The sequence below is a fragment of the Arthrobacter sp. 2MCAF14 genome, from assembly GCF_052115645.1.
In the GTDB taxonomy this organism is placed as follows: Bacteria; Actinomycetota; Actinomycetes; order Actinomycetales; family Micrococcaceae; genus Arthrobacter.
The window spans coordinates 149,942-173,149 of sequence record NZ_JBFRHB010000001.1 but is presented as its reverse complement, the minus strand read 5'-3'; the positions used below and the strand labels follow the sequence as shown (position 1 = coordinate 173,149).

22 protein-coding genes and 1 other RNA gene are annotated in these 23,208 nt (G+C 62.0%); 7 read left to right on the top strand and 16 right to left on the bottom strand.

Translation table 11 applies throughout. The features are described from left to right. The first annotated feature begins 33 nt into the window (after nt 1–33). Nucleotides 34–1,593 (top strand): acyl-CoA synthetase, encoded by a 1,560-nt coding sequence (locus AB4074_RS00765; RefSeq protein WP_441411686.1) that lies wholly within the window; start codon nt 34–36, stop codon nt 1,591–1,593. A 45-nt stretch (nt 1,594–1,638) separates the two neighbouring features. On the opposite strand, the gene AB4074_RS00760 is transcribed toward AB4074_RS00765, so the two are convergent. Next, nucleotides 1,639–2,568, bottom strand: a complete 930-nt coding sequence (locus tag AB4074_RS00760; RefSeq protein WP_441411685.1) for a PaaX family transcriptional regulator — start codon at nt 2,566–2,568, stop codon at nt 1,639–1,641. 176 nt (nt 2,569–2,744) lie between these two features. Here AB4074_RS00760 and AB4074_RS00755 point away from each other — a divergent pair, with 176 nt between their 5' ends. The 3 genes from AB4074_RS00755 (at nt 2,745) to AB4074_RS00745 (ending at nt 6,409) form a co-directional block, all read left to right on the top strand. After that, complete coding sequence (locus AB4074_RS00755; protein WP_441411684.1) at nt 2,745–4,115, top strand: MFS transporter; 1,371 nt, start codon at nt 2,745–2,747, stop codon at nt 4,113–4,115. A 72-nt stretch (nt 4,116–4,187) separates the two neighbouring features. After that, the gene (locus AB4074_RS00750) at nt 4,188–5,939 is read left to right on the top strand and encodes a CocE/NonD family hydrolase (RefSeq protein WP_441411683.1); all 1,752 of its coding nucleotides are present in this window, start codon (nt 4,188–4,190) and stop codon (nt 5,937–5,939) included. Then, nucleotides 5,936–6,409 (top strand): DUF3237 domain-containing protein, encoded by a 474-nt coding sequence (locus AB4074_RS00745; RefSeq protein ID WP_441411682.1) that lies wholly within the window; start codon nt 5,936–5,938, stop codon nt 6,407–6,409. Before AB4074_RS00750 ends, AB4074_RS00745 begins: the two co-directional genes overlap by 4 nt. Before the next feature lie 345 nt (nt 6,410–6,754). On the opposite strand, the gene AB4074_RS00740 is transcribed toward AB4074_RS00745, so the two are convergent. Further along, complete coding sequence (locus AB4074_RS00740; RefSeq protein ID WP_441411681.1) at nt 6,755–7,078, bottom strand: hypothetical protein; 324 nt, start codon at nt 7,076–7,078, stop codon at nt 6,755–6,757. 224 nt (nt 7,079–7,302) lie between these two features. Between AB4074_RS00740 and AB4074_RS00735 the strand changes: the two genes are divergently transcribed. Genes AB4074_RS00735 through AB4074_RS00725 form a run of 3 tightly spaced genes read left to right on the top strand, consistent with a single transcriptional unit; the run spans nt 7,303 to nt 10,349 of the window. Continuing rightward, nucleotides 7,303–8,361 carry a permease gene (locus AB4074_RS00735; RefSeq protein WP_441411680.1) on the top strand — a complete coding sequence of 353 codons (1,059 nt, stop codon included), beginning with the start codon at nt 7,303–7,305 and terminating at the stop codon, nt 8,359–8,361. After that, nucleotides 8,351–9,106, top strand: coding sequence for a TIGR03943 family putative permease subunit (locus tag AB4074_RS00730; RefSeq protein ID WP_441411679.1), 756 nt, complete (start codon nt 8,351–8,353; stop codon nt 9,104–9,106). The genes AB4074_RS00735 and AB4074_RS00730 overlap by 11 nt, the downstream gene beginning before the upstream one ends. Continuing rightward, nucleotides 9,096–10,349, top strand: coding sequence for a hypothetical protein (locus AB4074_RS00725; RefSeq protein ID WP_441411678.1), 1,254 nt, complete (start codon nt 9,096–9,098; stop codon nt 10,347–10,349). Before AB4074_RS00730 ends, AB4074_RS00725 begins: the two co-directional genes overlap by 11 nt. A 132-nt stretch (nt 10,350–10,481) precedes the next feature. Here AB4074_RS00725 and ssrA read toward each other — a convergent pair. From ssrA to AB4074_RS00655, 14 genes are all read right to left on the bottom strand, one after another. Continuing rightward, nucleotides 10,482–10,850, bottom strand: a transfer-messenger RNA (tmRNA) gene (ssrA, locus tag AB4074_RS00720). 151 nt (nt 10,851–11,001) lie between these two features. Next, the gene (gene smpB, locus AB4074_RS00715; RefSeq protein WP_028264808.1) at nt 11,002–11,472 is read right to left on the bottom strand and encodes an SsrA-binding protein SmpB; all 471 of its coding nucleotides are present in this window, start codon (nt 11,470–11,472) and stop codon (nt 11,002–11,004) included. A gap of 64 nt (nt 11,473–11,536) precedes the next feature. Further along, nucleotides 11,537–12,928: a peptidoglycan DD-metalloendopeptidase family protein gene (locus AB4074_RS00710; RefSeq protein ID WP_441411839.1), complete on the bottom strand. Its 1,392-nt coding sequence runs from the start codon at nt 12,926–12,928 to the stop codon at nt 11,537–11,539. Between the two features lie 38 nt (nt 12,929–12,966). Beyond that, entirely contained in the window at nt 12,967–13,881 is a 915-nt protein-coding gene (gene ftsX / locus AB4074_RS00705; protein WP_236811828.1) for a permease-like cell division protein FtsX, read from the bottom strand. Then, a complete protein-coding gene (gene ftsE / locus AB4074_RS00700) occupies nt 13,878–14,642 on the bottom strand; it encodes a cell division ATP-binding protein FtsE (RefSeq protein ID WP_059387583.1) in 765 nt (254 codons plus the stop codon). Before ftsE ends, ftsX begins: the two co-directional genes overlap by 4 nt. 177 nt (nt 14,643–14,819) lie before the next feature. Next, nucleotides 14,820–16,931: an acyltransferase family protein gene (locus AB4074_RS00695; RefSeq protein WP_441411677.1), complete on the bottom strand. Its 2,112-nt coding sequence runs from the start codon at nt 16,929–16,931 to the stop codon at nt 14,820–14,822. 175 nt (nt 16,932–17,106) lie between these two features. After that, on the bottom strand, nt 17,107–18,222 hold the full coding sequence (gene prfB / locus AB4074_RS00690; RefSeq protein ID WP_236811830.1) for a peptide chain release factor 2: 1,116 nt from the start codon (nt 18,220–18,222) through the stop codon (nt 17,107–17,109). 67 nt (nt 18,223–18,289) lie between these two features. After that, the gene (locus AB4074_RS00685; protein ID WP_441411676.1) at nt 18,290–18,700 is read right to left on the bottom strand and encodes a pilus assembly protein TadG-related protein; all 411 of its coding nucleotides are present in this window, start codon (nt 18,698–18,700) and stop codon (nt 18,290–18,292) included. Between the two features lie 65 nt (nt 18,701–18,765). Beyond that, entirely contained in the window at nt 18,766–19,284 is a 519-nt protein-coding gene (locus AB4074_RS00680) for a hypothetical protein (protein ID WP_441411675.1), read from the bottom strand. Next, the gene (locus AB4074_RS00675; RefSeq protein ID WP_441411674.1) at nt 19,265–19,687 is read right to left on the bottom strand and encodes a TadE family protein; all 423 of its coding nucleotides are present in this window, start codon (nt 19,685–19,687) and stop codon (nt 19,265–19,267) included. Before AB4074_RS00675 ends, AB4074_RS00680 begins: the two co-directional genes overlap by 20 nt. Before the next feature lie 4 nt (nt 19,688–19,691). Then, nucleotides 19,692–19,955, bottom strand: a complete 264-nt coding sequence (locus AB4074_RS00670) for a hypothetical protein (RefSeq protein WP_441411673.1) — start codon at nt 19,953–19,955, stop codon at nt 19,692–19,694. Between the two features lie 125 nt (nt 19,956–20,080). Continuing rightward, nucleotides 20,081–21,019 carry a type II secretion system F family protein gene (locus tag AB4074_RS00665; RefSeq protein ID WP_441411672.1) on the bottom strand — a complete coding sequence of 313 codons (939 nt, stop codon included), beginning with the start codon at nt 21,017–21,019 and terminating at the stop codon, nt 20,081–20,083. Next, a complete protein-coding gene (locus AB4074_RS00660) occupies nt 21,016–21,870 on the bottom strand; it encodes a type II secretion system F family protein (protein ID WP_441411671.1) in 855 nt (284 codons plus the stop codon). Before AB4074_RS00660 ends, AB4074_RS00665 begins: the two co-directional genes overlap by 4 nt. Further along, nucleotides 21,870–23,093 (bottom strand): CpaF family protein, encoded by a 1,224-nt coding sequence (locus tag AB4074_RS00655; protein ID WP_441411670.1) that lies wholly within the window; start codon nt 23,091–23,093, stop codon nt 21,870–21,872. The genes AB4074_RS00660 and AB4074_RS00655 overlap by 1 nt, the downstream gene beginning before the upstream one ends. Nucleotides 23,094–23,208 lie beyond the last annotated feature (115 nt).

The window sequence follows — 23,208 nt, the reverse complement described above, 5'->3', positions numbered from 1 at the left end:
AAGGGTCTAGCTTGGGAACCAGAAAGGACCGTCATGGAGAATTTTGGCATCGGTTCATGGCTGCAGCGCCGCCGCCCGAAGTCCGGAAGCAAGGTTGCGTTGATCTCCGGAGACCGCCGTCTCAGCTATGAGGAATTTGCGGAACGATCGGACAGGCTCGCCAACGCCCTCAAAGCCGGGGGCGTTGCCAAGGGCGACAGGGTGGCCTATCTCGGGGAAAACCATCCCGCTTTCCTGGAAACGCTTTTTGCTTGTGGGGAGCTCGGCGCGATCTTCGTGCCCCTCAACACCCGATTGGCGCCGCCGGAGATCAATTTCCAGCTTGAGGACTGCGGGGCCGTTGCACTGATCCACTCCGCGAGCCTCAACGGCCTTGCGGCCAGCGGCGCGGAAGGCACCCGTGTAAGCCGGCGCGTCGTCGTCGGCGATTCCCTCGTGGGCGACAGTAGCGCCGCTTCCGGAAGTGAAACCCAGACGTCGGCGGAGGACTATGAGGACGTCGTCGCCTCGGGAACGCCCCGGCATCTGGACGAGGAAATCGGGCTCGATGACGGGGCCATGATCCTCTACACGTCCGGAACCACGGGACGCCCCAAGGGTGCGTTGCTGACCCACGGCAACATCACCTGGAACTGCATCAACGTAATTGTCGACTTCGATTTCTCTTCCAGCGATGTAGCGCTCATGATCTCGCCGATGTTCCACGTAGCGTCGCTCGACATGGGAGTGTTGCCAACGCTTCTCAAGGGCGGGACCGTGGTCCTGGAGTCGAGGTTCGATCCCCAACGCACCCTTGAGCTCATCGAGCAGCACAGAGCCACCACCATTAGCGGGGTGCCCACCACCTACCAGATGCTCTGCGAGCATCCGGCCTGGCCGACGTCGGACCTCGGCTCCCTCAACAAGCTGACCTGCGGTGGATCGGCAGTTCCCATGCGCGTCCTCGAAGCGTACGAAGCGCGCGGACTGCACTTCTCCAACGGCTACGGAATGACCGAAACGGCGCCGGGCGCCACCACGCTGCCCGCCGCCAGTTCCCGCGACAAGGCGGGCTCTTCCGGGCTCCCGCACTTCTTCAGCGACGTCCGGATCGCCGACGTCGCGGGCGGCCTTGCCGAGCAGGGCGTGGTGGGGGAAATCCAGATCCAAGGCCCCAACGTCATCCACGAATACTGGAATCGGCCCGATGCCACGGCTGAATCGTATGAAGACCGCGGCTGGTTCAAGTCCGGAGACATGGGCTACAAGGACGCAGAAGGATTCGTCTTCGTCTCGGACAGGCTCAAGGACATGATCATCTCAGGCGGCGAGAACATCTACCCGGCCGAGGTGGAACAAGCGATCAGCGAACTGGACGCAGTGGGCAGCGTGGCAGTCATCGGCGTGCCGGACGAGAAATGGGGAGAGGTGCCACGCGCCGTGGTGGTTCTGCGCGAGGGAGCCTTTTTGACCGAGGACGAACTCAAGGAGCACCTGGCCGGCAGACTGGCCCGCTACAAAATCCCGAAGACTGTGGTGTTCGTGGACGACATGCCGCGAACGGCCAGTGGAAAGATCCGCAAAAGCGAGCTCCGCCGGAGCACCGTTTCCTGAGGGATTCACTGACTGGGTGCGTGACACCTCAGCGTTGCTGGCGGGTCAGCGTCCGGTTTCGATAGGGATGCATGACGCGGATCCCCCGAGGGATGGTGCGGCGTCGGCAAGGATCGTATCGACGTGGACCAGTGCCGAAGCCGCAAGACCGTCGTACACCTGTACGAAGATCTTGCGGGCTTCGGCCAATGGCCAATTCTCGGGGAGGAGTTCCGCGGGCAGGTCGGGGTCGTTCCAAGGAAAGGCGCGCCAAGCGTCCATGGCCATCGTGCGGACGCGGAAGGCCTCTGCCGCGGTCACAAGGCCGGCCTCCACCTTCTCCACCCATGGACTGTAGCTCTCGATGAAGGGCGCGTACTGCTCCGCCAGCTCCTCGGGAGACCAGGCGGTGATGAGGTTTTTTCCGCGCAGGGTCTGGTCCGCTGTCCGGAAGATGACGTAATCCGCGACGCCAAAGGACGCGCAGTTTTCTTCCAGCTCCTCGGCATGGTCCCGCGGCGATACCCACAGTGCCCCGTAAAGGGGGGCGAATCCCCGCCACCGAAGCCGCGATCGGAACATATCGCGGATTTCCCTGGAGGACTCGGGAACAGAGAAAGCGATCACCGTCCAGGCGCCGTCCCAGGCGTTGCTTTGGCTACCAAACAAGCGCACTTGTTCAAATCCGATGCGCAGCCGCGCCCGGGCCCGCTGGGTGAACCGATACCGCGACGTCCTTCCAGCGCTGGACTGTTCCAACACTCCCCTGCTTGCCAAGCGGCTGAGGCCCGTCGCGCAGGCGGAGGGCGATACGCCAAGCGGGGCCGCCAGAGCCGCGATCAATTTGGCGGGAATCCATTCGTCCGTGTTTTGCCAGAAATCGCCGAGCATCGTGGTGAGCAGATGCTGGGTAGAGGAACCCTTCAAGGGGCGCGGAAAATCCACGGGGGCCTCGGGGACCAACCCGGGAGCTGAGGAAGCAGTCGCTGGCGTCACCCATCCATTCTGTCAGTCCCCGCACCGCAATCATTTTATTATGCACTTGTATTGACGGGCGTGGATTATGTCGCATACTATTTTTTGTACGAGTGATGCAGACCACAATTCTCAGCGGAACTCAGCCCCTGCCGCACCGCGAGCCCCAAGCCCCTTTCACACTCAGGAGATCCGCAATGACCGCTGGTCCCACCGTTCCGCCGACGGCACTGACGCCGTCCGCTGACATCGCCCCTTCAACCACCCACGCCGGCACCGGACATGCCCGCCGTTCTGCCGTCGCGAGCTTCATCGGCAGCACGCTCGAGTACTACGATTTCTTCATCTACGGCTCGGCGTCAGCCCTGATCTTCAACAAGATCTTCTTCCCCGGAATCGACCCGGCACTGGGCACCCTTCTTTCCATGGCGACCATTGGAATCGGATATTTCGTCCGTCCGCTGGCCGCGAGTGTGATCGGACACTTCGGCGACCGCATCGGCCGCCGCCAGATGCTGGTGCTCACCTTGGTCATGATGGGGGTTGCCACCTTCCTCATCGGGTGCCTGCCGCCCACTGCAGCCATCGGCGCTGCAGCCCCTGTCCTCCTCGTTCTGCTGCGTGCACTGCAGGGCGCTTCCGCCGCCGGAGAATCGGTTGGCGCGGTCACCATGACACTGGAGCACGCACCCAGCAACAAGCGGGCGTTCTACGGGAGTTGGGTCAACACCGGCGCCGTCGCCGGAATCATGCTCGCCTCCCTGGCCTTCCTCGCAGTGTCCCTCCTTCCTCAAGCTGAATTGCTGAGCTGGGGCTGGCGCTTGCCATTCCTTGCGAGCATCATTGTCGTGGCCGTGGGCCTGTACATCCGGCTTCGCCTTCCCGAGTCCGAGGTGTTCGAATCGGCAAAGGAATCCGAGAGCTCCAAGGAACTTCCGCTGAAAGTGGTCCTGCGGGACCACTGGACCACCATCATCAAGGTCATCTTCTTTGGTCTATGGAGCGTCGTCTCCTCGATCTTCGCGGCCTTCGCGCTTGCCTACTCTGGAAAGTTCGGGATCCCCGCCGCCCTCATGCTCACCGTCACCATCGTGACGGCGGCCCTCGGGATCATCGTCCAGCCATACGCCGGCATCCTCGCCGACAGAATCGGCCGCAAGCCCGTGTTCATTGCCGGCAACATCATCTGCGCCGCATCGGCCTTCGCATTCTTCTGGTCAATCAGCGCCGGCTCGATCGCGCTGATCTTCGTCACGGCCATCATGTTCATGACGGTCGGTTATGGCTTGGTCAATCCGCTCGGCCCCTCGATGACGGCCGAGATGTTCGAAACCCGGATCCGATACACGGGTGCAGCAACAGCCTCGCAGCTCGGGTTGATTGTCACCGGATTCGCGCCGACCATCGCAGCGGCAATTGTGCAACCCGGCCCCAACGGCTGGGTGCCCGTTGCCGCTTTCACCGCGGGCTGCTGCCTCGTCTCCGCCGCAGTGACGGCCATCTGGGTCAAAGAGACCTACAAAGTACCCACGGAAGCGCTGGGCACGAAGACCTCAAGTCCGTCTTAAGCTTCCGCGGAGGAGGTATGGCTTCGTGCCTCCTCCGCGGACCGAATTCCCTCAACCCAAAGGACCGCCTACGTGAGCCCGCTCCCCGTACTCATCGAGACCGACGTCGAAACCCGCATGACCGATGGCACAGTCCTGCGGTCAACCGTCTACCGCCCCGCGGACGACGGCGGCGGACGGTTTCCGGTCCTGCTCACCAGAACTCCTTATGGCAGGGACCTCGCGGTGAATTCCGCCTATTTCAACCCCGCAACCGTAGCGGCCGAGGGTTATGGAGTGATTCTCCAGGACTGCCGTGGCCGGTTCGGCTCGGGCGGCGTCTTCACTCCCTCAATCAACGAAGCCTCCGACGGCGCGGATACCGTCGCCTGGGCCGCCGGGCTGCCGTGGTCCGACGGCAGCGTCGGAATGTGGGGCCGTTCCTATTTTGCCGAGACCCAATGGCGCGCTGCATCGTTGTCCCCGGGTGCCCTGCGTGCCCTGGCGCTCGGCGTTTCGGCCGGGGGAAACGCCAACAACGGTGCCCTGTACCGGGGTGGAGCCCACGAGCTCGGGAGCCGGCTCGGCTGGGGCCACGCCTCAATCTCCGTCAACGAACTGCTCCGCGAGTTCGACGACGACCCCGAGCGCCGGGAAAAGGAACTCGAGTCCTGGCTCGATCTTGACCGCGGCTTCGCCGATGGATCGCTCTTCGACACACTTCCGCTACGCAGGCTCTCCCCGAAACTCGGAACTTTCATGAATTCCCATGTGCTGCCGTCCGCGGGCGAGGATCCGGGCAGCCGCTTCACCAAACTGTGGGACGCCGCATCGGCGGTGCCGGTCCCGCTGCCGACCCTGCACATCGGCGGCTGGTTCGACATCTTCGCGCCCAACACCCTCGAACAGTACGGAAAGCAGCTCGAGTTGAGCCGGGTCCAAGGCTCCCCCGTGCCCCGCCTGATCGTCGGCCCCTGGACCCACACGAACTTCACCGGCGCCTACCCGGACATCAACTTCGGGATCGCTGCGGCGTCAGGGATGATGAACGGTTTGGGGGACTTGTCGCGGATCCACACCGACTGGTTCGACGCCGTCCTCAAGAAACGGCCGGAGCGCCTGCGCCGCGTTCCCCCGGTGTTGCTCTACTTCATGGGCGAGAACCAGTGGCGCGGCTTCGAGGAACTCCCGGTTCCAGCCAGCGAACGATCATGGTACTTCGGACGTGACGGCTCCCTCTCCCCCGAGCCCCAAGCAGACGGCATTGCCGAATACGACTACGATCCCCTCCACCCTGTGCCAACGGTGGGAGGAGCCACGATGCTCCACGGCACCTTCCCTGCAGGACCCGCCCGGCAGGAAACGGTCGAAGAGCGGGAAGATGTCCTGGTCTTCACCAGCGAAGCCTTCACCGAGACCCTGACCCTGTTCGGGGAAGTGCGGGCCAGTTTTTTCGCCTCCACTTCCGCTGTCGACACGGATTTCGTGGTGCGTCTTTGCCGGGTAGCTGCCGACGGAACATCCATTTCGCTGGCGGACGGAATCGTCCGGGCCTCCTGGCGGGACAGCTATGCGGAGACTGGACGCTACTCTCCTGGCCACGTGCCTTCCCTGGTAGAGCCGGGCAGCATCCACGAATACACAGTGAGCCTGTGGCAGACCGCGTACACTTTCGCACCCGGCGAACGGCTCCGGGTGCAAGTCACCTCCAGCTGCCATCCGCGCTGGGACAGGAACCTGAACACTGGCAAGCGCGCCTACGACTCCGACGAGACCATCGTTGCCCGGCAAAGCATCCACTTCGGTGAGCTGCACCCGAGCCGCCTGATCGCGGGCATACTGTGACCACCGACCGGACGGCGGCGCCCGGACTGTCCTTCTTCGCCGAAGTCTCCGTCGACGTCGGGCCGCCGGTCGACGTCGGGACCACGCCCGAGGGGCACCGCCGGATCGTGCCGATCACCGGAGGAACTTTCCACGGCTCCCATGTCACCGGCAGGGTCCTCCCCGGCGGTGCCGACTACCAGATACTGCGCAGCCGGGAGCTCACCGAACTGGATGCCCGCTATGCCCTGGAAACGGACACTGGACAACGCATCTACGTCCAGAACACGGCGCTCCGCCACGGCACGGAAGAGGACATCGAGCGACTGAACCGCGGCGAGCATGTCGCCCCCGACCGCATCTACTTTCGCTGCTGGCCGCGTCTGACCACTTCTGCGCCCGAACTCGCTTGGCTCAACAACCGTCTGGCTATCGGAACGGGCGAACGCCATCCCGACCAGGTGGTCGTGCGGATCTTTCTGATCGACTAACAGTACCGTCGACGGCGACCGTGAATGCCGCCGTCGTGACCTTCTTTGAGCTGGTTAACAACCCCATTCGACGGACCGGAACAGCGGTTACGTAGGGATCCCCGAAAACAAGTAGGGACTACTCAAGACAGCAACCGCCCGCAGTCCTAGCGTGTCGGACAGCGTCCATGCCACAAGAGATGGGCGGATTGCAACGACTGGGCCCGGACTGGCGAGGGGCCGCAGCCAAAGAAGCAAGGGGGCTTGCTGAATGGACTACCGGCTTTTCAAGAACCGGGGTCGGTGCATCGCCTACGCAAACGATCAGGAGAAAGACCGACTCCTTACCAGGCCCGCCCTCCCAGCCTAGGCAGACGGGGCGAGGGCCTTTCGCAGCACAATGCCGGACCCAGCCGACGGGCTGAGATTGGGGAGAACGTGGACGGGCAACAATGGATATGGGTCGTAATGGTCCTTGTCGGAGCGGCATTGGTAGCCGTTGTGATGGTCTTTGGCCACCAGCGGCGCAGGCTGGTTGATAGCAAACGCGTCGCAAAACATCGCGACCGGGAACCCGGGAGTCCCACGGACAACGTCGACAGCTCGGATGACGAGCCTGCAGCCCGGAGTCCGCACCACTAGGACGGCCCGGGTGCCCGCCACCCACACCCACAGGTGGTCGACCCTCACCAAAATACTGTCGTTCCCACACAGCTGCTTGAGTGTCCGCTACCTGTCTTTTGGACCGGGCACTCGATTTCTTCCGGGTGTCCCGCTCAGCGAGCAACGGAGGGATTCCCGGCGCGAAAACCGGTTGGGCTGACAGGCTAGTCGCGAAGGTGACCGACGTGTACAGTCGGTTTTCGCGGCCCCTTCCGGCTTCCCCGACCGGGTCCGAGGAGTAAGGAGTGACTGTGACGCTACCTGCGGTCGACAAACGCGAACGGCCGGAAGGCGAGCGTGAAAGCCCGTCCCGCGCTTTCACGTCGAAGTCTGCCGCCGGTCTCATCGTCGGGCTAGCCCTCGTTGCACTGTTCGCGGTTGTGCGGGTGCTGGCACCATCCACGCCGGAGGTCTTTGCGCTTCCCAACGCCGCCCGCGACTTTGCCACGCTGTCGATCAGTGTCGTCGTCGAGTCCCTGCCGTTCGTTTTCCTCGGGATTGTCCTCTCGATCGCCGTCCAGGTCTGGCTGCCGGAGGGCATGCTGCTCCGCCGCCTGCCCCGGAGCCCCGTTCTGCGGAGGCTGGTCCTCTCGCTCTTGGGAATGCTGCTGCCGGTTTGCGAATGCGGCAATGTTCCGCTGGCCCGCGGTCTGGTGGTCAACGGCCTCACGGTTGCGGAATCGATGACCTTCCTGTTCGCGGCACCCATCCTGAACCCCGTCACCATCGTCACCACCGCGCAGGCGTTTGGCTGGGACAACGGCATCCTGGCCTCCCGTATCCTGGGCGGTTTCTTCATCGCCAACCTTGTCGGTTGGATCTACAGCCGGCATCCGCGGCCCGGGGAACTGCTGACCGCCCGGTTCCAGGAAACGTGTTCGCTGGCAGACCACCACGCCGGCTCTGCCGGGAGGATCAGGCGCAGCGTACAGATGTTCTCCCAGGAGACGCGCGCAATGATGCCTGCCCTCTTTATTGGTGCAGGCATGGCGGGGCTGATCCAGGTTGCCGTTTCCCGCGAAGTGCTGGTGGCCCTGGGCAGCAACCCGGTCTGGTCTGTCCTGGCGTTGATGTTGCTGGCCTTCGTCGTTGCGATCTGCTCAAACGTGGATGCCTTCTTTATCCTGTCGTTCGGAGCAACCTTCATGCCGGGAGGCATCGTGGCTTTCCTCGTCTTCGGGCCCATGATTGACGTGAAAATGCTCGCCCTGATGCGCACCACGTTCACTGCGAAGACCCTTCTTCAGCTCAGCTTGCTGGTGGCGCTTTGCGCCGCGGTCCTCGGATTGGCGGTCAACTATGGTCATTAGGCGGCTCGTGGGCCGCTGGCAGGGCGTGGTCCTCAGCCTGATCGGCCTCATCGCGACGGTCTGGCTGGGCTTGTCAGGGCAGCTTGCCTTGTATATCCATCCACGGTATTTCGTGTTCACGGTCATCATGGCCGTGATCGCAGGAGTGCTTGCCCTGGCGGCCTTCGCCTTTGCTCCCACTACCCACGACGGGCACGAGCATGGCGATGAGCCCGGTTCGCGATGGGGCTGGCTGTGGCCGGTCGGGAGCGTGCTGACCATCATCGCCGCCGTCGTCGCCTTGCTGATCCTGCCGCCGTCGACCCTTACTACTGCCACTGTCGCACAGCGGGACCTCAACGGCTCAGCATCCGCCCTCACCCTGAAAGCACCCGCGCTGCCGGGCAAGGGAGACTACTCCGCGTTCACGGTGAGGGACTGGGCATCATTGCTTCGGTCCGGCGCTGGGCAGGACTTTTTTGCCGACAAGACTGCCACCGTGACCGGGTTCATCAGTGCGGACAAGACAGATCCAAACGTCTTTTTCGTGACCCGTTTTGTGGTGACCTGCTGCGCCGTTGATGCCCAGCCGATTGGCGTTCCCGTTTATCACCCCGGGTGGCAAAACGAATACAAAGCCGACAGCTGGGTCACGGTCACCAGCAGCTTTCGCGCCAACCCCAACACGGCCAGTCGCGAGGCAATCGTCCTGATACCGGACTCCATCAAGCCCACCACACAGCCGGCACAGCCCTATGTCTACTAAGCGCCGTCCCGTCTCAGCCAAGCGGGCTGCGGCGATTGCGTCCGCGGCAGAGTTCCTGGCCGGACGCCGTTTTGCCCGGCGCCTCTACGGCACTATCGCGATCCTCGCCCTGCTCGCCGGCGCACTGACCGCGGCGAATCTTTCGAAGCTTCCGCACCCCAACACCTCGGTCTTGGCCAACTCCTCCGCACCCGCGGAATCCGGCCTCTACACGCTGCAGAGGGACACCGGCAAAGACAACACAGGGCGAAAGAAGCCGGACACCATCCTCGGCACAAGCCTCACCGCCAGTGACCAGGGCACGGTCATTGTCAGCGCTCCCCGCATCCAGGAGTATGCCGCCCTTCCCTCCGCCCTTGCCGTTGTAACCCTCAACGATGACAACACCAGCTCGCTCGAGATCGTCCCCCTCACCGGCGGCCCGCCCACACTCGTTCCATTGCCGGGCCTAGGGACAGTAGCGAACCTTCACGCGGCAGGATCCAAGCACCTCATTGGTTTCACCTTCACCGCTTCTTCGGGCACCGGCCAGTACTGGAAATCACTCTTCGTGTACGACGTCGACAATCCGTCCTCGGGCCCGCGGGCCATCCAGGGGATCAACGGTCCGGTCTCGGCCGCGGACTGGCGCTTTGTCCCGGGCGGGGCCACCTTGGTGGCGCAAACCGACGACCAGTCCATGTTCATCATTGATGCACTGGAAACCGGCAAAGTGTCGCCGCTGGGCGCGCATGCCGGGATCCTCGGATTCGTCCCCGGCACCGACGAACTCGCCGTCGCCGACGCAGGGCTGAAAAAGGGCATAGACCCGCCACGGTACTCCACCATCAACCTCACCACCGGCACACTCACGACGCTGACCCTTACCGACACTTTCGCGCGCGATGCTGCCACCGGGGTCGGCACCTACGCGAGCCAGCCCGTGGTCCTCGACGCTTCCGGCCTATATGCGCAGGTAGTGAGAAAGTACGACGCCGGAAATGAGGCCTCCGTCATCAACCTCGCCGACAAGAACGGCTCGCGCGTGCTCTACCAGCCGGCCGCCGAATGGTCCCGCATCCTGGACATGTGCGTATCTCCGTCCCGTGACTACCTCGCCGTTGAGACAGCGGCCCCGAAATACGTCGGGGACCAATACCCCGTCCTCCCCGAACCTTCCCCCATGCGGACCGACCTCGTGGACCTGAAATCGGGTACCGTCCTCAAAAGCGTTCCCGGTTTCCTCCCGAGCTGGTGCCGTTGAGCGAACCCGGGCAACGGCTGGCTCCGGAGGTCTGATGGTCCGCACCCAGACAAAGAAAAACACCCCGGTCCGAAGACCGGGGTGTTACCGATGACCGGACTCATCCATGAAGGATGTCTCGACTCATCACAAAAGTGGAGATGGGGGGAATTGAACCCCCGTCCGATGTCGTGTTGTCAGGGCTTCTCCGGGCGCAGTTCGCGTCGGACTTTCTCGGCCCCAGCTATCGTGCGAACAAGTAGCTGATCCGGGCCCAGTCATCTAAGAGTCCCGCTTGCCTCGATGACGAAGGCAAACAGCAGTGGCTATCTAAATGACGCCAGGATCCGGGGCAATAGCAACCTCGGGCTGACGGACTGTCTTACTGCTTAGGCAGCAAGAGCGAAGTCAGTGCGCTTTGAATTGGCACTTATTGGTTTGCAGACAGCGTTTACGAGATAATTCTGCATCCTCGGCCCGCTTCACCTGTCGCGACTAACATCGTCGAAACCGATCATCCCCGTATTTTGTTATCAATCCCCGCGCACGATGATCGCTCGAAAGCTACCACCATGAAAACCTGCCGGGTTAATCAGCATAACGCATCGCGGCACCTGAACATTCCGGGACACGCTTTGGCTGGCGACGCACTTGGCAGCGTTTTGCGGGCAAGTCAGCGGCGGTTGCGCTCGCGCAGTTCACGCAGCGATTCACGCTTGTCCTGCTGCTCGCGCAAGGTCTGCCGCTTGTCGTAGTCCTTCTTGCCTCGAGCCAACGCAATCTCGACCTTGGCACGTCCATCCAGGAAGTACAGCTGGAGCGGCACGACCGTCAGCCCTGTCTCGCGGATCTTGCCGGAGATTTTGTTGAGTTCCTCGCGGTGAAGCAACAGCTTCCGACGGCGGCGCGCGGCGTGGTTGGTCCAGCTCCCCTGGTTGTACTCAGGGATATGGATGCCCTCCATCCACAACTCGTCATTGTAGAAAGTACAGAAGCCATCCACCATGGAGGCGTGGCCTTCACGCAGGGACTTTACTTCGGTTCCCATGAGGGCAATGCCGGCCTCATAGGTATCCAATATGTGGTAGTCATGCCGAGCCTTGCGATTGGTGGCCACTACCTTACGGCCACTTTCCTTGGGCACGGTAGAACTCCTTGGTTGTCGAAGAATCACACTAGTCTACGCCAGCAGGACCTTGTCGTGTGGGCTACAAAAGGTTCATCGGGTCAACGGCCTGCCCGTTCACCCAGGTCTCAAAATGCACGTGGCAACCAGTGGAGTTACCCGTGGTCCCTGAATATGCAATGAGCTGACCTTGGCTCACCTGCTGACCGGAAGAAACCACCACGCTGGTGTTGTGGTAGTAAACCGTGGTCAGGGAATCACCATTGATGACTCCGTGCGATATCTTGACACGGTTGCCACCGCCGTCGTTACCCCAGCCCGCTGAAAACACGGTGCCGGCGGCCGCGGCGTATACGGGCGTTCCACAGGGGGCACCGAAGTCGATGCCCGTGTGCATGTAGCCGCCCTGGCCGTAGAAATCGATGGTTCCAGGCGGCGTCGCACGCCAACCGAAGCCTGAGGTGATCGGGATGTTCGCAGGTACCGGGTGGATCAAGCCGAAGTTGGAGCGCGGGTTGCTCGCTGGCGGGACAAAAGGTTGCGGGGGTGCCTGGTTTTGCGCCTGGGCGGCTGCCGCAGCGGCCGCGGCGATTCGCTGCTGTTCTGCCAACCATGCTTCGCGCAGTTTGCGGTCGCGCTCCGAGATTTCCGCAGCGACTGCGTCCTGATTCGCCTTCACTTGTTGGAGCTGGGCCTGGATCCCGGGCTTGGCTGCTTGAAGTTGGCTGTTAAGACGGGTGGTGTCGGAGATGAGCTTGTCCACCTCCGCCTTCTTGGCAGCGGCATCATCGCGGGCTGCCTTCTCACGCTCAAGTGCCGCGTCTGCTTTCGCCTTGAGGTCGCGGATTTCCTGTTCGACGGCGGTGAGCCGGGCTTGGGAGTTAACGTTCGTGGCGCTCTGCTGCGTCAACTTCGTCATCGTGGCGTTCTGGCTGCGCATCGCCTGGTTGGCGAGGTCCATGGTGTCCGTAAGGTTGCCGCCGTCGCTCGCTCCGAACATCAACGCAACGTTCGTGGGAACGCCACCGGATTTATATGCCTGAGCCGCGATCTGGCCGATGAGCTTCTTGGTGTCGGTGATCTTTTGCTTGTCGTTTTCCAGCTGCTGGGTGATCTGGGCTTTGCTCTGCTGCGCCAGGTCCACGCGGGCCGCCAGGGCGTCCGCCTCCTTTACCGCAGTGGCAACCTTGCCCTGGGCTTCGAGAAGTGCCTGTTGAGCTCCCGGGAGCTGTCCCTGATAGACCACAAGGTCGCCGGCTGCCTTCGCAATGTTGGCATCAACGAATTCCAGGGACTGCTGGACCCGCGCAGATTCTGCGTTGAGGGCGGCCTGTTGGTCGTCGAGGTTGTCAGCGTGTGCCATGGGGGCAGTGCCCAGGCTCGCCGCGAGTGCAATGGCCAGCACAGAGCCAGCAACCTTCGCACGGCCACCAACTTTTCGCAGCCGCAACGCAGCCTGGTACTTCCGTGTCATCGGCTGTCCTGTTCGCCCGGGATCAGTGCTCTTCATGGCTAGACCTTGAGATATCGACGGAGGGTCAGAAGTGAAGATATTCCAGCCAGGCCGCCGCCCAACGCTATCAGGACCGGAGCAATCACGAGTACCTGGGCCGAGGAAATAAACGGAGTGTTCAGGAACTGCCGCGACAAGTCACCATTAAGCCAGAACTGGGCAACCAGCCACAGTGTGCCGGAAGCCAGGACTGCACCCACGACCGCGGCGATCACGCCTTCAAGGATGAACGGCAGTTGGATAACGGTCTTCGACGCTCCAACGAGGCGCATGATGCCTGTCTCCCGCCGTCTGCTGAACGCGGACAACCTGATGGTGGTGGTGATGAGCAGGACTGCGCAGAAGATCATGACTCCCGCGACCACCATTGCCGCCACAGAGGCGCCGTTCATCCACTCAAAGATCCGTTCAAGGACCTGGCGCTGATCGCTGACGGTCTCCACCCCGGCCTGGGAGGAGAAGGTCTCGCTGATGATCTGGTACTTCTGGGGGTCCTTCATGTTGATTCGGAAAGACGAAGGAAGCTGGTCCTGTGTTACCGAGTCAACGATCGGAGAGTTGGAGAACTGTTCCTTGAAGTGCTTGAACGCATCGGCCTGTGATTCGAACTGGTAGTCGGTGATGTACTGCTTGACTGTCGGCGAATCGAGCATTTTGGCCAGGTTGGCCTGCTGCTCTTTGGTGACCGCGCCCGAAGCGCATCCCGTCGAAGTCGAGGAGTCGTTGCAGAGGAAGATGGCAACCTGGACTTTGTCGTACCAGTAACCCTTCATCTGGTTGATCTGCATCTGCAGCATGCCGGCCGCGCCGACAAAGGTGAGGGAGACAAACGTCACCAGGACTACGGAAATCACCATGGACAGGTTCCGGCGCAGGCCACTGCCGATCTCGCCCAGGATAAAAGCGAGCCTCACTGCTGGACCCCCTGTGCGCGGTCGATTTCAGCATCGCTCGCGTCCTTCATTCGCCGGGACTCTCCCACCACCGGAATCATCGAGGTGTACAAGGCCCTTGCCTCATCACGGACCACCACTCCGTTCCGGAGCTCCACCACGCGTTTGCGCATCTCGTTCACGATGTCGTCGTCGTGCGTTGCCATGACCACAGTGGTGCCGTTCTGGTTGATCTTGTCGAGCACACCCATGATGCCCATCGAGGTGATGGGGTCCAGGTTTCCGGTGGGTTCGTCCGCCAACAGGATGCCGGGGCGGTTGACGACGGCGCGGGCGATGGCCACGCGCTGTTGCTCGCCACCGGACAGCTCATGGGGCATGCGGCGTTCCTTGCCTTCAAGGCCAACAGTCTTCAGCACTTCCGGAACAGTCTCGCGGATGATGCTGCGGCTTTTGCCGATCACCTGCATGGCGAAGGCCACGTTGGCGAAGACATTCTTCTGCGGCAACAAGCGGAAGTCCTGGAAAACGACGCCGATTCCGCGGCGAAGCTTGGGGACCCGCCAGCTTGAAATGTTGGCTACGTTCTGGCCTGCGACGTAGACCGAACCGGATGTTGCCCGGTCTTCCTTCAGAATGAGTCGCAGGAACGTCGACTTGCCGGAGCCCGAGGCCCCGACGAGGAAGGTGAATTCTCCACGGTCAATCTCAAGGTTGACAGCATCCAGCGCCGGACGGGCATTGGGGTCGTAGACCTTGGTGACATTCTCAAATCGGATCATGACTCTTCAGAACCCCGCCGGACATGCCACGTTCGACCAGTCCAACCGCCAGCGCACGGGCTTTCGTTGGGGGAAGTTGAGCGCCGGCTCTTCGACTATACGCACGCTCCGCGGCGGAATCGCGGGCTTGGTGCGGTGTGTCGCCCAAACGGGCGGCAGGGACGGACGTTCCCGGTCCTAACCCAGGCCTCGTTTGGCCAGCATCTCCTTAAGCGCGGGTTGAATGTGGTAGCCGTAGTACATCGTCATGTGTGTGCCGTCCTGCTTAATTGGTATGTTGCCCACAAACTCAGGGCACATCCCGTCCTGCGTGCAATACAGCTCCCTTGTGTCCACGTAAACACCGCCGGGGACTGCCTCAACCGATTTGCGATCGGCCGCCGAGATGTCGACCCAGAGCTGACTGACGCCACCCAAGCACGCCTGAGGTCCTTGTACAGGGCTGTAACACTGGCGCGGGTCTTTATCTATCGGCGGCGGGCTCAGCAGGACTTTCTTCTTCGCGTTCGGAATCTTGGACAGGATCGCCGTCATTCCAGCACCCCAGTCCTCGGCCGTAGCAACTTTGCCTGTCGTTGACATGCGCTCCGGGAAGTGTGTGTTGCCAATGAAAACAATGTCGGGAGACATCTCCTGGATGACTCGGACGGCCTCAGCCTTCCGGTCATCGCAAGCCTTCCCCTCTTCAGCGGGCTTGGCGATCGGATAAAGATTGAACGGGCATCCATAGCGTCCCAGAACCCGGATATTCCAACCGTTCTCGGAATAGAGTTTGATCAAAGGAGTCGCCCATCGCATGGAGATGGAGTCGCCGACAAGAACGGCGTGCTTTTTGGCGTCCTTGGGTCCCCAGGTGCATTGATCCGCCGGGTGTTCACCGGCATCGCCACAAGCGTGGACCCCATCCGGGTAGGGGTCCTTGGCGATGATCTCTTCCAGGGACGGCGAGAAGGTAGGCCATTCAGTGGCCCCCACCGCGGCCTGCAGTTCTGCTTGAATCTTCCTGGATTCGGGTCCGTCCACGGGGAAACCCTTCCCGGCACTGCTGGATTCGATCGTCGAACCGCCTGACGGCGAGGCCATCGGGAAGATTGCCAAGCGCGCCCCCGTTGCGCCGACCAGAACGGTTAGGCACATCGCCAATCCCAGAGCGGAACGGACAAAGGTCCGCGTTGATCGTCGCCGTTCCGTATGCGGCCGCTTCTCTGCCTTGGAAAGCCACCGGCTATTCCGGATGGGATCTTCCACAAGCCGGAACGAATAGTGCGCCAGAACCAGCATGAGCAAGCCAGCCAACACGTAATAGAACAGGTCGGCTTCAAGGAAGGCGCCCAGGAATATCACCACGGGGAAATGCCAGAGGTAGAGGCTGAACGAGATGTCGCCGAGATGTTGGCTCGCCCTGTTGGTCAAGGGCTTCAGGAACTTTTGCTCTCCACCGCATCCGGCTGCGATCACCAATGCCGTGGCCAGTACAGGTATCAATCCAACGGGCGCGGGAAATCCGGAATCGGGAGAGACCAGGAAAACGGACGCGACGATTCCTAGCAGGCCTAAGTTCGCGGCAACGGGACGCAGCCGATGCGGCAGCTTCTCCAGCCACGGGACAGCGAATGCGAGTATTGCCCCGATCCCGAGTTCCCATACGCGTGAAAAGGTGTCGTAGTAGGCGGCGCCCGGGTTGGTAGACGTTGCGAACAAAGCCCAGGCGAAAGATGCCACGGTAATGCCGGTAATGGTCAGGACTACGGGCTTCATCGACGTCGTTGCCTTCGCGGACAGCTTCCTGGTGAGCAGCAGGACTGCGAGCATTACCCAGGGCCAGATGAAGTAGTACTGTTCTTCCACGGCAAGCGACCAATAGTGGCGCAGGGGCGAAACCGGCCCGTCAGCCTGAAAATAGTCACTTCCAATGACCATGAACCGCCAGTTCGCCGAAAAAAGGGCCGAGAAGACAGCGTCCCACACAGTTGCGTGCCACCGCTGGGCGGCAAAAAGGAACCGGGCCGCGATGACGGTCACCGCGATGACCAGCAGCGAAGCTGGGAGGATCCGCTTGACGCGACGCCTGTAGAAGTCCACAAACGAGATCCGCCCCGCGCGCCGCCATTCACGGATGAGGAGCCCTGTGATGAGGAATCCGGAGATTACGAAGAAGATATCGACCCCCACGAAGCCGCCGCTGGGCCAGTGGAGCAGGTGATCAAGTACTACCGCCGCTACGGCCACGGCCCTAAGACCCTGGATATCCTTGCGAAGTACGGTTTTGGTCGCCCTAGTTTTCTGCATTCCGCCTTGCCTGCCGTCGATGAGTGCCCCGTTAAAGGATGACGTATGCGGCGTCGTGAGTCGAACTGGCCGAATCAGCTTAGCCATGATTACCTGCCATTGATGCGGCCCGGCAATCCGATGCGATAGTGGCATGCCTCAGTTAAGATGGCATGACCAATCGGGCCGGTGCCGCCTACCCTTCGGCGTTGCGATTGCCAGTACGCCAGCGAATGCCGGCGTCGATGAAGTCGTCGATGTCGCCGTCGAACACCGCTGACGTGTTGCCCACTTCGTGTTCAGTCCGCAGATCCTTGACCATCTGGTACGGATTGAGGACATACGAACGCATCTGGTCCCCCCACGATGCCTTGACGTCACCTGCGAATGCCTTCTTCTCAGCATCTTCCTGCTCCTTTTTCAGGAGGAGGAGCCGCGATTGGAGCACGCGCATTGCGGCTGCGCGGTTCTGCAGCTGGGACTTCTCGTTCTGCATGGAGACGACAATCCCTGAGGGGATATGGGTCAAACGCACTGCGGAGTCCGTCGTGTTGACGGACTGGCCGCCGGGGCCGGAAGAGCGGAAGACATCGACGCGGATCTCATTGTCGGGAATGTCGATCGAGTCGGTCTGCTCGATAAGCGGGATGACTTCGACGGCGGCAAAGGAGGTTTGCCGGCGGCCCTGGTTGTCGAAGGGGCTGATGCGGACAAGGCGGTGCGTCCCGGCTTCGACGCTGAGGGTACCGAACGCGTACGGCGCTTTGACCTCGAAAGTGGCTGATTTGAGGCCGGCCTCTTCGGCGTACGAAGTGTCCATGACGGTAGTCGGGTAGCCGTGGCGTTCCGCCCAGCGAAGGTACATGCGCATGAGCATTTCGGCGAAGTCCGCCGCATCAACACCGCCGGCGCCCGCACGAATCGTGACGACGGCTTCGCGTTCGTCGTATTCGCCCGAGAGCAGGGTTACCACCTCAAGTTCCTTGAGGGCCTTGCGAATTGAATCGAGTTCCGTGGCGGCTTCGACCATGGAAGCGTCGTCGTCCTCGTCCTGGCCGAGCTCGACAAGAACCTCAAGGTCGTCGATACGGCCCGTCAGCCTGTTCAACCGTTCAAGTTCGGACTGCCGGTGGGACAACTTCGACGTAATTACCTGCGCGGCAGCCGGATCGTCCCAGAGGTTCGGTTCACCCGCTCGCTCGCTCAGTTCTGCGATCTCTTCCTTGAGCTTCTCGACATCGGAAACCTGTTCGATGGAGCGGTAGGTGGAGCGAAGCGCGCGGATTTCTGCGGGAAAGTCAATCTGAGCCATGGTTGTTCCAGAGTACGCCATCCATTGGTGGCCTTGGCACGGGCACTGGACGTATGACGCTTGGAACTCAGCGGGTCAGCCGGGAACGCGCAGTGGAACGGGCTTCGATCGGAATACCGTCGGGGAGCAGAAAGCTGACCACGGGCGGATGGGCAACCGCGCTCAGCACAACTTCGGCCGTGGTACTGTCCGGACTTCCAGTACCCGGCGCGACGGCAAGTTGAGCGAACCGTGAATGGGCGCCGTTTTGCCTGAGGTATGACACAGTAACGCTCCGCACCCGCTCACTGTTGAGGACGGCCGAGGGCGTTTCAGCGCTATTTTCTACTTGGCCGAGGGCATAGCTGTCAGCGGCTGCCACCGAAGCTCCGTCCGCCACGGAGAGGAGCTTCTTATGTTCGATGTAGATGGCGGAAGCCGCAACAACGACCGTTGCCAGCAACAACGCGATCACCACATAGCCGATGGTCAATACCATCAGATGGCCGTCTTCCCCCTTTGATTTTCGCGACCGCAGCATATCCGTCTTCGCAGGAAGGTCCTTCACCGGAACCGCCCGACGATTTGCGTGGCCGACGCGCTCAGATTCGCGGCGTCAAGATTCAAGGTGTCTCCAAACGGCAGCATGGGCAACGGCACCGTAAGCTTCACCGTCACCGTCACCGCAGCACCGGCCGCCAGGCAATCGCCGCGGTCGCACACGACGTCGACAAATGCCCGCTCCGCCGGATGGCCATAGTCGGCAAGGGTCAGAAGGGCGGTCCGTTCAGCGGCGGCACGGCCTTGGGAGGCGTCCTCCTGCATGACATAGACCTTGGCGGCTTGGTCCGCTGCCCCCACGACGGCGAAGGAACCGCCCTGGATCTGTCCAATAGTGACGATGAAGTAGACCACGGGAACCATGAGCAAAAGGGACAGGAGGATGAACTCGACCACGGCGCTACCCCGCTCAGAGGCACATGGAGGAACGGAAGATTCCTGGCCCTCGGCCAGTGGCCGCCAGACCACCTCCCGGAAGCGGGAAGTCGCTGCACTGCCAAAGTCAACCGGGAGTCGCAGCATGCCCCCTCACCTCCAGCGCCGCTCGAGGTCCGATCAGCCCGATAACCGGCACGGGTGCCCGGACTGTCACTACCAAGGTGCGGATTCCCTGGAAGCTGGCCTCCGACGTCGAGATGTCCCGTGCAAAATCCGCGTTCAGCGCCATTCCGATCAGGTCTGCGGTGCGCTCACGGGCATCGGCCGGCGTGCGGTCGGCGAGAGCGCCGTAACGGGCACCGGACGAGGCCGCATCAATGAGGGTATTGCGCACGTGCAACACGAGGGTCAGTTGAACGACGGCGAGGAAGAACACCGTCAACAGACCCCCGACCAGCACAAAATCCACGACGGCGGAGCCCTGTTCATCGCTGCGGCTGGCACTGGCGCCGCCGCCACGTCCTGCTCCCCGGCTGCGGAACGGCACGGACTTACTTTCCGACCTTGCTCATGGCCTGGTTGAAGAGTCCCTCAAGAGCCGGGCCGGCCAGCGCCAGCAGGCCCGCGACGAGTGCCGCGGACATCAAGGTGATCATGACCCAACCGGGGACATCTCCCCGCTCGGGATGACCATCGTCCGGGACCGAACTTTCATTCGGGGTGGTTCTCAGCGATGGTCTGGACGGCGGGAGTGTCCACAACAGGCACAGCAAAAGTCCTGGAGCCGCCAGGCCTCGGCGTCCGGGCTTGTTCATTCTTCCCCAGTTCATTTTTCCCCATTTCGCTGTGCAGGAATCGTTGTGATCCGTGCTGGTTTATGTTTTGGCATTCAGGCGGACGCCCATGCGATGGAGGTGAAAAGGCTTGTCGGAGACGGCCATCAGAAACCAAGTTCCAGCGCGGCCAAGCCCGGATAGACGGCGAAGATCACGGTGAGGGGCAGGACGCCGAAAACCAGCGGCACCATCATGGCGATTTCCTTGCGGCCCGCCGCTTCCATCAGCTCCCGTTTGGCTGAATCGCGGACATCCGCAGCTTGGGCCCGCAAAACATCGGCCAAAGGGGTACCACGTTCGACGGCAACGACAATCCCATCCACGAACCGAATAAGCGGGCCGAGCTCGGTTCGTCCCGAAAACTCGTGCAGGGCGTCAACCAGCGGCGTGCCGGCCCGCGTGGCGGCCACTACCAGGGCAAACTCCTTCGCCAGCTCGCCGCGGGCCGTCCGACACACTCGATCGAGTGCACCGCTAGCGCTCTCCCCCGCACCCACCGCCAGGGCCATCAATTCTGCAAGGCTGGGGAATTCCGCCAACATCCGCCTGTGCCTTCGTTTGATCCGCACCCCCAGCATGTAGTCGCGGAAAAGAAAGCCACCCAATGCACAAACCAGAACCGAGGCAACCGCAAGCCCCGGATTGAACCGTCCCCGGGTGGCACTCACGACCACCACAACAACCGCCGTGGCAAAGCCCGCCGCCGCCCATAGCAGCTGCTCCGCGCGGAAGTCCAGCGCGGACTTGCCGGAACCGGACTTTGCCAGCCTCTTGTTGAGAGACGTGGTACCAAGGTTGAACTTAGTCAGGTAGCGGAGGGCGTCCCGGATCGCCGGCCGCAGAATGCGCTCCAAGGGGCCGAACGGTGCGATGTCCGGGGTTGTGGACAGCAGGCGCGATTCGAGGTTCTGGGACCTGAGTTGCGGCTCGATGCGCTCCGCGAAGGGAGTGGCCCGCATGAATGGCATGCGAACAAAGATGAGCCACAACCCGGCTCCCAAAAGAAGTCCGCAGAACACGGCCAGGGCAGTCAACGCAGTCATCGAAGCACCCTTTCATCTTCAGGAAGGGCGGCAATGCGCAGCATCGCCCAGTAACAGAAGCCCGAGACCAACAATCCGCCTCCAAGAACGCTGACTCCCGCGGCCGAGTTGTACGCGGCGACGGCTTCCGGCCTGCTGGCCAGCAGCATCAGGACGATCCACGGGGCGGCAACGGCCAGGCGCGCCCCATTGATGGTCCATGATTGTCGTGCCTCGAGTTCACGGCGGGTCCTCGCGCTCTCGCGAAGGAACTCGGCGAGAGTTCCCAAAAGGCGACCTAGATCGGATCCGCCCACGTCGCGCGTCAGCCTGAGCGCCTCAATGATCCGGTCGGCAACGGGATCGGCCAAACGCTCCTTTAGCTTGCCCAACGCCGAATCGAAATGGCCGCCGGAACGGTAATCCGCAGCAAACTCGCGGAAGAGGGCCCGCAACTCTTCGGGGCCATTGTCGCCAAGTTGGATAAGCGCCTCGGGCAGCGAAAGTCCTGCGCGGATTGCCGAGCGCAAATGGTCGACGACATCGGGCCAGAGCTCCCGGAGCATGGCGGTCCGCTTGCGCGCCCGCCAGCTGACAACGGCCAAGGGAAGCCACGCGCCGAACAAGCCGAAACACGCTGCAATCGAAAAGGACGCTGTCATGACGTAGATCACCAGCGTGGTGAAAAGGCCCAATCCTAGGCACGATGCGATGAATCCCCCGCCGCTCACCTTTTCGATCCCGGCAGTGAGCAACAAAGACTCAAGGCGTTTCGGTTTGGGCTCCTTGGCGGCAAGGGGGTGTTGTTCCCATGCAGACCACCAGACAAGAAAGACACCCAGGCCGCAGAGAACGCCCAGCAGCGGCGCCATCAGAACTGTTCCAGGAGCGCGGCGACGTCAAAACCTGCCCGGGCGAATTTCTCGACGGCCGGCATGGAATTCGAAATGGCTTGGAGCCTGCCGTCCTGCATCGCGAATACCTTGGACGACTCAATGATGCCGTTCTCCACACGTCGCCCCAGCGAAAGGATCTCCGTGACTTGCCGGCGACCATCCGCCTGGCGGCTGCAATGGACCACGAGATCGATGCAGGATGCCACGGTCGGTACGACGAACGCACTCGAGATGTTCCCACCGGCCAGCAGCGGCAGGGTGCAGATCTTGGTCACCGCGTCATGGGCGGAGTTGGCATGGACGGTACACATGCCCGGCAGGCCAGAATTCAACGCAATAAGCATGTCCAGGCTTTCGGCTTCCCGGACTTCGCCCACCACGAGGCGGTCCGGCCGCATGCGAAGAGCCTCTTTGACGAGCCGGCGCAAGGGAATTTCGCCTTGACCCTCAAGGTTTGGCTGGCGGCACTGGAGTCCAACGACGTCTCGCAGCGGGAAGTGGAGTTCAAAGATCTCTTCGACGGTGATGACCCGCTCCCGGGAGCCGATGTTGGCTGCCAGGCAGTTGAGCATTGTGGTCTTTCCTGCCTGGGTGGCTCCCGAGACGAGAATGTTCAGTCCACTGGCCACCGAGGCGCCCAGGAATCGGGCTGACTCGGGCGTCAAAGTACCCAGGTCCACTAGATGCTCGAGCCGGGTCGCCTTGACCACGAATTTGCGGATATTCACAGCCCAATGGCGGCGGGTGACGTCGGGAATGACGACGTGGAGCCGAGAGCCATCGGGCAGGGCCGCGTCCACGAAGGGTGAGGAGAGGTCCAGCCTGCGCCCGGAACTCTTAAGCATCCGTTCAACAAGGTCGCGAACCTGCTGCTCGGTGAGGCTGATCGAGGTAAGTTCGGACTCGCCATTTCGGGCAACGTAAACCTCATTGGGTGCGTTGAGCCAGACCTCTTCGATGGTGGGGTCATCCAAGAGTGGCTGGAGCGGCCCGAAGCCGGCAACGGCGTCGAACACGTACTTGCGGGCAGTGTCCAAGTGTCCCAAAGGAGGCAAGGGGCCCAGGAGCGCCCGCTCATCGTAGTCATTCACGGCGGCCTCGACGAGCCGGTGAACTTCGACTGCTTGACTCAAAGGATCCAGCCCACGCCGACGAATCAGCTCCCGGACTTCGTCCTCGACGATGCGCAAAGCCTCCATGTTCCCCCCAATGCAGCATGCGCCCAGGCGCTGCGGAAACCTTCAACAGGCTTAAGGCTAGGGGAGGTTGCACTGCAGGGCCAAGTCATTTTTGAGGAGGTTGTGGATAACTTTT